Source organism: Acinetobacter sp. 2JN-4 (genome assembly GCF_003687745.1).
Taxonomy (GTDB): domain Bacteria; phylum Pseudomonadota; class Gammaproteobacteria; order Pseudomonadales; family Moraxellaceae; genus Acinetobacter; species Acinetobacter halotolerans.
Genome location: NZ_RDNY01000004.1, coordinates 276,446 through 289,343 on the forward strand (window position 1 = coordinate 276,446; position 12,898 = coordinate 289,343).

At 39.2% G+C, this 12,898-nt stretch carries 11 protein-coding genes; 2 read left to right on the forward strand and 9 right to left on the reverse strand.

Annotated features, from left to right (window positions below):
* Positions 1-115: 115 nt before the first annotated feature.
* The 6 genes from EAH57_RS08200 to gloB form a co-directional block, all read right to left on the reverse strand.
* Positions 116-2,965 (reverse strand): EAL domain-containing protein, encoded by a 2,850-nt coding sequence (locus EAH57_RS08200; RefSeq protein ID WP_121929630.1) that lies wholly within the window; start codon positions 2,963-2,965, stop codon positions 116-118.
* A gap of 108 nt (positions 2,966-3,073) precedes the next feature.
* The gene (locus EAH57_RS08205) at positions 3,074-3,796 is read right to left on the reverse strand and encodes a 16S rRNA (uracil(1498)-N(3))-methyltransferase (RefSeq protein ID WP_121929631.1); all 723 of its coding nucleotides are present in this window, start codon (positions 3,794-3,796) and stop codon (positions 3,074-3,076) included.
* A 22-nt stretch (positions 3,797-3,818) separates the two neighbouring features.
* Entirely contained in the window at positions 3,819-4,655 is an 837-nt protein-coding gene (metF, locus tag EAH57_RS08210; RefSeq protein WP_121929632.1) for a methylenetetrahydrofolate reductase [NAD(P)H], read from the reverse strand.
* Positions 4,656-4,806: 151 nt separating this feature from the next.
* Positions 4,807-6,189 carry an adenosylhomocysteinase gene (gene ahcY / locus EAH57_RS08215; RefSeq protein WP_121929633.1) on the reverse strand — a complete coding sequence of 461 codons (1,383 nt, stop codon included), beginning with the start codon at positions 6,187-6,189 and terminating at the stop codon, positions 4,807-4,809.
* Between the two features lie 293 nt (positions 6,190-6,482).
* Positions 6,483-6,689, reverse strand: a complete 207-nt coding sequence (locus EAH57_RS08220; RefSeq protein ID WP_004670577.1) for a hypothetical protein — start codon at positions 6,687-6,689, stop codon at positions 6,483-6,485.
* Positions 6,690-6,982: 293 nt separating this feature from the next.
* A complete protein-coding gene (gloB, locus tag EAH57_RS08225; RefSeq protein WP_121929634.1) occupies positions 6,983-7,714 on the reverse strand; it encodes a hydroxyacylglutathione hydrolase in 732 nt (243 codons plus the stop codon).
* 522 nt (positions 7,715-8,236) lie between these two features.
* Between gloB and EAH57_RS08230 the strand changes: the two genes are divergently transcribed.
* Both EAH57_RS08230 and EAH57_RS08235 read left to right on the forward strand, forming a co-directional pair.
* On the forward strand, positions 8,237-9,220 hold the full coding sequence (locus tag EAH57_RS08230; protein WP_121929635.1) for a hypothetical protein: 984 nt from the start codon (positions 8,237-8,239) through the stop codon (positions 9,218-9,220).
* Positions 9,214-10,080, forward strand: a complete 867-nt coding sequence (locus EAH57_RS08235) for a histone deacetylase (RefSeq protein WP_121929636.1) — start codon at positions 9,214-9,216, stop codon at positions 10,078-10,080. The genes EAH57_RS08230 and EAH57_RS08235 overlap by 7 nt, the downstream gene beginning before the upstream one ends.
* Positions 10,081-10,138: 58 nt before the next feature.
* Here EAH57_RS08235 and EAH57_RS08240 read toward each other — a convergent pair whose 3' ends face one another.
* From EAH57_RS08240 to EAH57_RS08250, 3 genes are all read right to left on the reverse strand, one after another.
* Positions 10,139-10,834: a methionine ABC transporter permease gene (locus EAH57_RS08240; RefSeq protein ID WP_005197600.1), complete on the reverse strand. Its 696-nt coding sequence runs from the start codon at positions 10,832-10,834 to the stop codon at positions 10,139-10,141.
* Positions 10,831-11,856 carry a methionine ABC transporter ATP-binding protein gene (locus EAH57_RS08245; RefSeq protein WP_004670582.1) on the reverse strand — a complete coding sequence of 342 codons (1,026 nt, stop codon included), beginning with the start codon at positions 11,854-11,856 and terminating at the stop codon, positions 10,831-10,833. Before EAH57_RS08245 ends, EAH57_RS08240 begins: the two co-directional genes overlap by 4 nt.
* A 74-nt stretch (positions 11,857-11,930) precedes the next feature.
* Positions 11,931-12,806, reverse strand: coding sequence for a MetQ/NlpA family ABC transporter substrate-binding protein (locus tag EAH57_RS08250; protein WP_121929637.1), 876 nt, complete (start codon positions 12,804-12,806; stop codon positions 11,931-11,933).
* Positions 12,807-12,898: the final 92 nt, after the last annotated feature.

Genomic DNA, 12,898 nt, shown 5'->3' on the forward strand with positions numbered 1-12,898 from the left:
AAAAAAGCTTATTTTCACTGAACGAACATGCTTATTGACAATTCATAACGAGCTTAAAATAAACTGCCAAAATGCTTAAAATCCACCCTTAAATGGAAGTTTTTGCGGTTGACAGTTAGGTATGCTGTTGTAAATATTCAGTCGCATGTATCGCTGTTAATGGTCTAGCAAATAAGTAACCCTGCAATATGTCACAGTTTTGGCGTTTCAGGTATTCGCTTTGCTGCTCAGTCTCAACGCCTTCAGCCACAACTTTTAGGCCAATCGTTTTACCCATTGCAATCATGGCATTAACTATCGCGTCTTGTTTTGCATCGCCGATTTTTGAGATAAAAGCACGGTCAATTTTCAGAGTGTCTATTGGGTATTCGGTTAAATAAGCAAGGGAAGAGTAGCCTGTGCCAAAATCATCAAGCGCTATTGAAATATGGCGTTGTTTGAGGGCTTGTAAAACGACTTTTACACTTTCTGTATTTTCTAGAAAAGCAGACTCGGTAATTTCTAACTCAAGATTCTGCCCTGAAATTGAATACTGAGCTAGGATAGTATCAATATCATGAAGTAGTTGCCCACGTAAGATTTGTTGTACCACGATATTGACTGCAATATGAACATCTGCGAAGCCGAGTTGCTGCCATATATGCAATTGCTTAGCTGCCTCATGCAGGACAAATTGCCCAATATCAGAAATAAGGCTGGTACTTTCTGCTAAAGGAATGAATATGTCAGGCATGATCAGCCCTTTGGTTGGGTGCTCCCAACGGATGAGGGCTTCGAAGCCATCAATTTGATCATTTTGGGCGATAATCTTTGGCTGATAATAAACGACGAGTTCGTTGTTTTGAATTGCTTTTCTTAAGTCGAGTTCTAAATCTGAATATTTGGCGGTTAGACTCGCTCTTTCATTTGAATAATAGCGAATGGTGTTCCCACCCAAGCGTTTTGCTTCGTTGAGGGCCTGTTCTGCATGGGTATTTAAATTATCAACTTGACGCCCATGCTCTGGAAACATTGCAACACCCACAGAAATACTGACCAAATACTCTTGGTCAGAGATATAGAAAGGTTGGCAAAAGTTTTCAACAATATTATTGCACAGTTGATGAATAGGCGGATGTAATGGTGACATCTCATAAATAATGGCAAAATCATCTGCACTCAAATGTGCAACTAAAAGGGCATCGATATTGCTAACACGTAAGCGTTGAGCAACTTGTTTTAACAGTTCATTGCCCGCTTGATTGCTAATCAATTCATTCAAGGTGCGGAAACGATCTATGTTCAAACGAATCACAGCAAGGTGCTGAATAGATGCGTCACTGATTAAATACTGATGAAGCTGCTGTTGATAATAAAAACGATTCGGCAGGTCTGTTAGCGTATCGTAGTTGGTTAAATAAGATAAACGTTGCTCTTGATGTTTACGTTCGGTTTGATCCGAAACAATGCCGATATAATTGATGACTTGGTCTTGTTCATTTTTGACGGCATTGATATGAATCCATAGGAAACATGACTTTCCTGAATGATACGTCTCTTGAAACTCTCCTTCATACTCATATTCTTCGCTTAATGTGTCGAGTATCGAAAGTTGGAAGTTTTGATGATGCGGTTTATTTTGCTTGGTAATGTCAAACAAATGTTTATTTAAAATAGCTTGCTTATCTAATCCTGTCATTTGTTCGTATTTGGGATTAACTTCAACATAGTTGAACTGTTCGTCCAAAATAAATATACCTTCAGACGCTTGTTCAAAAACACTGGCAGAAAGCTTCAAGCGTTCTTGATCTTTACGTTCCTGATTGATATCTCGATAGACACCAACCATACGTAAAGGTTTTCGATTTACAGGATCCCTTTGAATCACTTGCCCAACATCATGTATCCACGACCATTCGCCATTTGGACGCTTAATACGAAAAGTCTCTTCATATCGTGCTATGTGTCCATATAAATGACCGTATAAGGTGTTTTTTACACGTTCAACATCATCAGGATGGGTGATTTTGTGCAACAGCGCATAGTGGTTATCTGAGTCGCGCTTAACAGGTTTACTATGTGTGTTGGTTATTCCTATGGTCTGATTTTCTAGATTCCATTCCCAAGGATGGATACCCGCAGTTTCATGTGCAAAGGCAAGGTTTTGTCGGTGTTCTTCTAAGCTTTCATTCATTTGGGTGAGATCAAAAGTACGATCACGAACTTTTTGTTCTAATAAATGATTATTAAATTGTAATTGTGCTTCTATATCTTTGGATTTATTGATTTCTCGCTGTAGCTGCTGGCAGAGTTCTTCAGTCCATTGATTGTGTCGTTCAGAAACATCCATCAGTTGTTTGTTTTTTTCTAGTACGCCTGAAAGACGTTTATGGATTTTATAAGTTGCTTGTGCGCATAGTAATGTTGCAAAGAAAGTTGAGTAATATGCGAGATAGAACAGCGTCTGGTGATGATCACCAAATAGAATTTGTGAAATAATCAGTGGAACAATACTGGGAATAAAAAATAGTAAAAAATATCGAATATGCTGGGTTAAAAATGTTAGTGCAATGATATGTGATGTCGTGAGGAGCAAGGCGGTTAAGATTGAAATATGTGAGTTTGTTAGGTTGGGTACATCATTGATGAGATAATAATTAATAATGATAGAGTTAGCGCCGAGCAATAAACCTGTAAAAAAACATATTATTTGAAATAAATGGTTGGTTCTTTTTAAAAAAAGTGGGGATGAGGTGTGTTGTAAAGAGAATCGACATAGAAAAAAGAAAAGCAGAAAAACAATTAGGGTAATGCAGATCCAAACAGTGAAAATGTTGGGACTAAAAGAGTAGAAAAGACCAAACAACACATAATCTAAAAGACAAATACAGAGTACACTGAGCACAAAAGTACGGATATGGCTAAAACAATTGATCAAATCCGTATAAATAGGTGGCGGTGAATCTTGCTTTTGAACCCCAGACATACAACGAATAATCCTTTTCATTTTTCATGCCTACAGCTTTTATTTTTGTAAGCAGAGTTGAGTGCATTTAAATTAACGCTAAACCCAATGGAAAGCAATCCACATGTATCATTTGATTGAAAAGTGATAGTTCAAGATAGACAAAGCCACAACTGGAGCAGTTTCTGTTCTTAAGACACGATCTCCAATGCACCAGTTTTTAAAATAGTTTTGATTTGCAGTTTCGATTTCAGTTTCACTGAGACCACCTTCAGGACCGATTAATAATGCTAAATCGGGTGAAGCATCTAATAATACATTTTCTTGAGTTTTGTTTGGTGCTAAAACAAAGCGAGATGGCGGGAGTTGGGCTGACTTGACCCAATCGATTAATGCGATAGGTGCTAACACCTCTGGAACTCGATTCATGCCACATTGTTCACATGCGGCGATGGCGACAGATTGCCAATGCTCTAGTTTCTTTTGATCGCGATCATACTTGAGTCGCATTTCGCAGCGTTCGCTGGTCAAAAGTTGAATCGTTGTAACACCTAGTTCAGTCGCTTTTTGAATTGCATAATCCATGCGATCGCCTTTGCTCATGACTTGGCCTAAAACAATTTGAAAAGGCGGCGTACGATCGACTGGATCAAATTGATCAATCGATACAAATGCATTTTTCTTGTTGATTTCAGTCAGTGTTACAACGTATTCACCACCTTTTCTATTGAAAAAGATGGCTTGTTCTTGTTCTTTTGCACGAAGCACCCGTACCCAGTGATGAAATACCGATTCCGTTAATTCAATGGTATTGCCAGTATTTAGTTCGGCTTCGATATAAAAACGATTCATGCTTGGATCAGGCTCGTACAAATTAGTTTAAACCAAGATCAACAACCAGTTGTTGAGTTGGCTCTGTTTGATTCATTGAATAGAAGTGAAGTGATGGTGCACCACCAGCGATTAAACGTTCGCAGAGTTTCACAATAACTTCATGGCCGAATGCTTTGATACTTTTACTGTCATCCCCATAAGCTGCAAGCTGCTTACGAATCCAACGTGGAATTTCTGCGCCCGTACCATCAGCAAAGCGGATCAAGTTACTCGCATTGGTAATCGGCATAATACCCGGAGCAACAGGGATATTCACACCCGCTTTATCCAAACGTTCCATGAAATAAAAATAAGCGTCAGGATTAAAGAAGAACTGTGTAATCCCTGCATTTGCACCAGCGTGTACTTTTTCAACGAAACGTTGAATATCGACGTCAAAGCTTTCGGCTTGGGGATGCATTTCAGGATAAGCAGCAACTTCGATATGAAAGTGATCGCCAGAATATTCACGGATAAAGCGCACGAGGTCCTGTGCGTATGGAAGCTCACCTAGGCCAACCTGACCAGAAGGTAAATCTCCGCGTAATGCCACGATGCGATCAATACCTTGAGACTTGTATAAGTCCAATAGCTCGGCAATACGTGCTTTATCATCACCAATACAAGATAGGTGAGGCGCAACAGGTGTGCCGCTGCCATTGAAATCATGAATTGCAGCTAAAGTTCGTTCGCGTGTAGAACCACCAGCACCATAGGTAATTGAGAAAAACTCAGGATTCAATCGCTGTAATTCTTGGTGAACAGTACGTAGTTTCTCCGCACCTACATCAGTTTTTGGTGGGAAAAACTCAAAAGAAATAGGAACACGTTTGGTCATTTCAAATCCTTTTTTTTATTTCTTTTCACTTCTCCCTTGCGGAACTTCGTTCCTCATGTCCTGAACGGAGAGGACTCATTGATACTCATCAGGGTAATGAATATCCCTTCTCCCTAAGGGAGAGGGCTAGGGAGAAGGAAGGTATTAAAACTTAGTATTTATAAGCGTCAGCTTTGAACGGACCTTCAACAGGAACGCCTAAGTAATCGGCTTGCACTTGAGTCAATTGTGTTAATACACCACCAAAACCAAGGACCATGGCAGCAGCAACTTCTTCATCTAATTTCTTCGGAAGTACTTCTACACGGATTGCAGCTTGCTTTTGATCAGCAGGTAAATCTGCAAATTTTTCAGCGAACAAATGCATTTGACCTAATACTTGGTTTGCAAATGAACCATCCATGACGCGTGATGGGTGACCAGTTGCATTACCGAGGTTAACCAAACGACCTTCAGAAAGAAGGATCAAATAGTTACTTTCATCTTCTGAACGATATACTTGGTGTACTTGTGGTTTTACTTCAACCCACTTATAACCACGTAAATATGCGGTGTCGATTTCTGTATCAAAGTGACCGATGTTACAAACCACTGCACCTGCTTTTAAGCTATCAAGCATTGCAGAATCACACACATGGTAGTTACCCGTTGTGGTCACTACGAGATCAGTGTTTGCGAGCAAATCGTGGTTAATGTCTTCTTTTTTGCCTGTTTGTACGCCATTTTTGTATGGAGAAACAATTTCGTAACCATCCATACATGCTTGCATCGCACAGATTGGATCAACTTCAGTAACGCGAACGATCATGCCTTCCTGACGTAAAGATTGCGCTGAACCTTTACCAACGTCACCGTAGCCAATCACAAGGGCACGACGACCAGAAAGTAACATGTCGGTACCACGTTTGATTGCATCATTTAATGAATGACGGCAGCCATACTTATTATCGTTTTTAGACTTGGTGATCGAGTCATTCACGTTAATCGCTGGAACTTTAAGTGAACCATCTTTCCACATTTCTAAAAGACGTTGAACACCTGTGGTTGTTTCTTCGGTAATCCCGTGAATACCCTCTAAAAGTGCAGGATATTTTTCATGAACAAGTGCAGTTAAGTCACCGCCATCGTCCAAGATCATGTTGGCAGCCCAAGGCTGACCATTGACATTGATTTGTTGCTCTAAACACCAAACATATTCTTCTTCAGTTTCACCTTTCCAAGCGAACACAGGAATACCGCGCGCAGCAATTGCAGCAGCAGCGTGATCTTGAGTAGAGAAAATGTTACATGAAGTCCAACGAACTTCAGCGCCTAACTCGATTAAAGTTTCGATTAAAACGGCAGTTTGGATTGTCATATGAATACAACCCAAGATTTTTGCGCCTGCAAGCGGTTTAGCCGCAGCATAACGCTTACGCAAACCAATCAAGGCTGGCATTTCAGCTTCAGCAAGTTTGATTTCTTTACGGCCGTAGTCAGCAAGTGAAATATCGGCAACTTTATAATCTGTAAATGAAGCATTCACCGCGTTCATCAGGATCTCCTAGAAAAAATAGTATGGATCGTTTTGTTCGCGGATGCCGTTGTCTTGGAAGCATTGCTTCTTACGCCGAGCCTAGCAAATTGATTTTTAGTGCCAATCAATTGTCGCAGCATCCCTCGACTAGGGCATTATCATACTTGGAAATCGGTTGAGTTCCAATGAAATTTTGTGTGAGATGGTGAGAAAATGAGGGAATAAATAGGGGCAAATATATGATTAAAAAATTTATATAGATGCTTTAGGGTTTCTTATCCATTTGAAACCCTAAACTTTAAAACTGACCATTACGCTTTCAAGTGATCTTCGAATTCTTCACCGAGCTGCATTGCTAAAGAATTTCCAGATAAATCACAAGTCACTAAACCATATTCTTTTTTAAAACTAAACGTGAAACCCCGATTATCTGTCAGATTTTTAACTGAATATCCTAACTTTTCCAACCAAATACGAAAAGCCAATAAATTTTTTGCTTTAACAACTCTGTTTTTCATAGCCGAACTCCTTGTGAACCTGTATTCATTAATAAGGGTTGCTTAAATTTTTTTAAAGGGGGATTGCATAGATTTATTTTGCTACATGTAAATAATGTAAAAATAGAGTAATTTTTAAGTATTTCATTGGGTTTATGCTTAAGTAATTGTATTTAATTATTAAAATTATATTTGTGTATTTGAGTAAGTGTTTTCAAGCTTAAAAATAATTTAATTAAAAATGTAAAAAATAATTTCATTTTCAAGTTTGGTTCTATGTGGAAAATGAAATTATTTTTATTTGATCGAATCGATTAAAACTGATCTTTCAGGCTACGGATTCGAGCAAAATCCTCGGCACTCTCGGTGCGTAAGAAAGGATTGGTTTCTAGTTCCAACCCAATGCTACTAGGTAGCGTGATTTGATCAGATTCTCTTAATGCTTTGACCTGTTTTATACGCTCTTGAAGGGCAACATTGTTCGGTTCAATGGTGAGCGCAAACTCAGCATTTGCGAGCGTATATTCATGGGTACAATAGACTTTGGTTTGGATTGGCAGCGCTGCTAGACGATTTAAAGAATGATACATTTGTTCTGCTGTACCTTCGAACAAACGTCCACAACCCATTGCAAACAGGGTATCACCGCAGAATAGACTATCAATTTCTTCAATAAAATAAACGATATGACCTAATGTATGTCCCGGTGTCGCAATGATTTCAATCTTTAAATCATTGAAATGGAAATGGTCATTGTGTTGCAGTGGATTTGAGATGAAAGCAATCTTACTCAATTCGTCACGCGGACCGTATATGGGAAGATTATTGTTTGCGGATAACTCTGCTACACCATTGGTATGGTCTGGATGCCAATGAGTAAGCCAAATTTGCTTGAGTTGTAATTGGTGTTGTTCGCAGAAATCACTGACCAGACTGGCTTCAGTAGGGTCGATCGCAATAACTTCATTTGAGCGAGTATCTTCCAATAACCAGATATAGTTTTTTAAGGCATTTTTTACGTCAATGACATGAATTTTATAATGCATAGCCGATTCCTAAACCTTTCGTCATGTGGTTATTTGAAGCTGTCGATAAATGCTTTTTAGAGCCCCTAGTGTAAGTGTAAATGCGTAACAGTGCAAAACTGCTGATGATGAACATCGCCTAAATATGACTTTTTTGGGCAAATTTTGACAGCTTAAATCAGGGTGGATTTTTATCATTGACAAGCTGGGTGTTTTACATGAAGATGAAAGAAAAGATATATAAGTTAATGGTTTATATTGTATTTAATGGTGTTAAATAGATCGCATATTAGACGGTTTTCATAAATCGATTTTGTTTCTTGCTGTGAGAGAAATACAAAGAGGGTATGAATAATTATGAAAGAGCTCTATTCAATATAATTGAAATGAAAGGATTTATCCTGTTTAAGTGTCGAGTGTTGATTTAGGCTAAGGGGATGTGCCATTTGCTAAGATGGCATTGAAAAATACAAGTCATTGTAAATAAATATAATTTAACGAGCGTAAAGCAGAAATAAATCACAATAAGACAGAGAGGGAATCATGTCAGATTTGGTCGATCATGAAGTGGTCGTTATCTTTAGAAAATATTTATATCCTCTATCTGCCAAACTTACAGAAATGCTCAATGAGCACTTTAGCCATCAAACGGAACGGCGTGGTTGTGGATATACCCAAGCAACACGTGTGATCGCAGAATTTGTTTCGCAACCTCGCGATGCGCTTGGTTTTCAGGATTTTCGTATTTTTGAAGATTATGAAACTAAGGCTTTGAAAAGTATTTTGAATCAAGCATCTTCCTATGGTTTGGAACTAACGAGTTGGCGGAACCTAGATATAAACTCAGATGTCCAGCAATGCTTAGTGCGTTTGAGTCCACAGGAATTATTTGCGAAAAACTTGCAGCAGCAAGTCGATTTTCAAGCGAAGCTCAGAGGCATTCATCAATATGCCGAGCTGGAGGAAAGCGTACTGATTTGTCAGTTATTGGCTGATATTATTCTTCCTCAAAGTGCCAAGAACGGCTTGATTGAATGTAATGCTTTGCCAGAAAAGCCCAAAGTGGGTTCTTGCCCAATGGCCGAAAAGTTTTTTCTTCGAATCGCACATCATCGGTTGCTTAGACAGGGCGAGATAAATATTTTTGTTGATGAGTATGAACAACCAATTATGATGGAAAAAATGAATATGGGGGACAATCACTCCTGTATTAGCCTTGTTTCATTATTGATGAATGGGGTTCGTTTACCAGCAGGAAGCCTTTTTTCAGCAAACTATGAAATTGAGCCATTAGAAAAGCATCAAAATAAACACTATAAAGGACATGTGATTCCGATTTCTGCGATCAATGGGTTTTGGTTTTTGAGATTAACAACTTTAGCTGTTTCCCCTAAAAATCGTGCCCGTGCGTTTGGTTATCATTTTAAGCAACAGGTAGATAACGGATTGTTTAGACCTGATATCACTGAACTGGGGCAGCTTATGGAAATCGCGCAAGGTCAAATCTCTGTAGGACATCCATGCTAAAAGCTTGTTATTCACCACGGTATTATGCGCAAACGCATACCAATAGCATGGAAAAATTGACCGCAGTTGCGGATGTGCTTCGTACCAATCAAATGGTTGAGTTGATTGATCCAGGTTTGATTGATGTTGAAATTCTTAAAAAATTACACAATCCTCAATATGTGGAGGCTTTTCTTTCAGGTCAATCTAGTTTTGCGACGATTCAAGGCTTTAAACCTTGGAAAGTACAATTACGTGATGCAATTTTATCTATACAAGCAGGGCAACTGCTTGGCGCTAAAATTGCGTTAAAAGAGGGGGTTGCCGCAAATATTGCGCAAGGTTTTCATCACGCCAGTTATGAGTCGGGCGCTGCCTACTGCACCTTTAATGGTTTGGCTTTGGTTGCGAAACAACATCCTGAAAAACGGATTTTTATTTTAGATTGCGATCAGCATGGTGGCGATGGCACAGCCGTATTTGCGAACCGAATGACCAACCTTGTGAATTTTGGAATCTTTGGTATTCGCTTCGGTTGTAAGGCGAGTGAACGCAGTTTGACTCGTTATATTCATCCTAAGCAAGGCAACTTTGATTTGTACCGTGAGGCTGTTTTAGAGGCATTTCAATACGCTTCACGCTGGGACGCGGATTTAGTTATTTATCAAGCGGGTATGGATTGTCACCAAAATGACCGTTATGGTTCAAAATGGTTTACGACAGAATTACTGTTTGAACGGGATCGTTTGGTCTTTGAAATGGCAAAGAAAATGAATATTCCATTGCTGTTTGTTTTGGCTGGCGGATATCAACCCTTAGCTGATCTCGTTCCTTTACATGTCAATACATTTAAGGCTGCGACTGAAATCTATTTTCCATAAAAATACTTGAGGTAAAAAAAGCCCTCATATTGAGAGCCTTAAGCTGGTTACTCAATGATTAACGCATTTTTGCTAACCAATCACCAAAGGTTTGCACAAATTGAACCAACAATAAAAGCACGATCACGGTCAGAATCACAACACTACTATCAAAACGTTGATAGCCATAAGAAATTGCCAAGTCACCAATTCCGCCTGCACCGACCGCACCTGCCATTGCCGTTGCACCAATCAAGCTAATCGTTCCCGTGGTTAAGTTTAGAATAACTGAACTCCGTGCTTCAGGAATAATAAATTTGAAAACGATTTGCCAAGGTGTTGCGCCCATTGCTTGAGCAGATTCAATGATTCCTTCATTGACTTCAAGTAATGAGGTTTCGATTAATCGACCTAAATATGGACCAACATAAATGGTGAGGGGAACAATCGCTGCCCACGTTCCGATTGATGTTCCAACGAGGAATTTAGTAAATGGAATAACTGCGATTAGCAAGATAATGAAAGGAATTGAGCGTAACGCATTGACGATTGGGTTGAGGAAATAATAAATCGCTCGATTTTGTAGGATACCACCTGTACGTGTCACTACTAAGGTGATGCCTTGGATGAAGCCCCAAATACAGCCAAAAAGCAGTGAGAAGAATACCATTTGTAAGGTTTCTTGTAAGGCTGTCACAAATTGATCCATCGACAAAGAACTTTGCCAAAAAGGCGCAGTGATTTCAGTCAGCCAGTGTACGATAAAGTCTCTCATTGGCTTACTCCAGACGGTTCAACTTTGACACCTTGTTGCTCTAGAAATTGGATTGCTTCTTGGATGATGCGTGGGTCACCGAGCAGTTGTATAAACATTTGTCCAATCACCGTACCGTTAATCTCGGTCATGTTGGCAAACAGAATATTTAAACTAATATCAAACTGTTTAATCACAGACTGAATCACGGTTTCTTGTGCTGATGTACCTAAGAATTGTAGGTTATAGATACTGTTATGGTGCTTGTGTTCGAGATTATTGAGAATATTGATCGGCAGTTGTTGCTGTAATACAGTTTGGATAAAGGTTTTGGTTGTGGGATGCTGTGGTTGACTGAAAATCTCTAAGGTCGAACCTGTTTCAATTACTTTACCCGCTTCCATGACAGCAACGTAATCGCAAACTGATTCGATCACATCCATCTCATGGGTCACCATCACGATGGTAATATTTTGTTCTTGGTTAATTTTCTTCAACAACGCTAAAACAGATTTGGTGGTTTGCGGATCTAAAGCAGAGGTTGCTTCATCACAAAGTAAAATTTTGGGATGATTAGCAAGGGCCCGAGCAATACCCACACGTTGTTTTTGACCACCTGAAAGTTCGTCGGGGTAGGCATCTTTTTTATGTTTGAGATCAATGAAATCTAACAGTTCAGCTAAACGCTTTTCTCGTTCAGCTTTACGATGACCGAGCAATTTAAGCGGCATTTCAATATTTTCAGACACCGTTTTAGTCTGTAATAAATTAAAGTGCTGAAAAATCATGCCGATATTCGCACGTTCGTTACGAAGCGTGCGTGCATCCATCGCAGTAAAATCTTTTTGATGAATAATCACTTGCCCTTTAGAAGGGCGTTCCAGCAAATTAATCAAACGAATTAATGTACTTTTACCTGCGCCACTATAACCAATAATGCCAAAGATACTGCCTTCTGGGATCTCTAAATCGATTTGATCCAGCGCATTAATGGTTTGACCATTTAGCTGATAGTGTTTGGAAATATTTTTAAATTCGATCATATCGTCAATACTAAATTAAAAAGAAAACAGGCAAAATCATTTGCCTGTTTTGTAGAGCGTCGGAGCGTAGTATATTACGAATTCGCTTCAGTGAGATAGCTTGTCGGTTTGTTTACATCAACCTTAGTGCCATCAAAGTGTTCTTGTACATATTTTTTTACAGCTTCAGTATGATAAAGCGCACCAACTTTTTGTAGCACAGCATCATCTTTACGTGATTCAGCAGTTGCTAAAACATTCACATTGAGCTTAGTGCTTTGATCAACAGGTTCATAAAAGATTGCATCTTTAAGAACGTTCAAACCACCTTCCATCGCCAGCGTATTGCCTAACAAAATTGCATCAACTTCATCTTTTACGCGTACCGCAGTCGCCATTTGGATCGGTTTAATCACAATCTTTTTAGTATTCTCAATAATATCTGCTGGCGTACCTTTTACTGGATCAAAGTCAGCTTTTAACTTGATTAAGCCTGCGCTTTGTAAAAGTAATAATGCGCGAGATTCATTGGCACCGTCGTTTGGAATCGCAATGGTTGCACCTTCAGCAAACTCTTCAACTTTCTTAACTTTGTTTGAATAGATACCCATAGGCTCTAAATATGTGGTTGAAACAGGTGCAATCTTATCTTTATTTGCAGCATTGAATGCAACAAGGTAAGCGTAAGATTGGAATGCATTGAGATCAACTTCTTTGTTAGCCGCAGCAGTATTCATCGCAACGTAATCAGTGAAGTTTTTAATTTCGAGTTTCAGACCAGCGGCTTTGGTTTCAGGCAAAGTTGCAATATGACGCCAGATATCAGCATCTGAACCTGTAGAGGCGATGACAACAGTTTGTAATGCAGCAGCATCCCCGTTTTGGTCGGTAGCTGTGGTATCTGGTTGTTTACTGCAAGCTGCAAGTAATAATACCGATACACTTAAAAAAAGACTAATTAGCTTTTTCATGTATAAATCCTAATCAAAATAATGTCGGAAAATCACGTGGTTTCCGTATTAAAGATTGTAATAGATTGCGATGCTATTGATTGGCGTTGTAT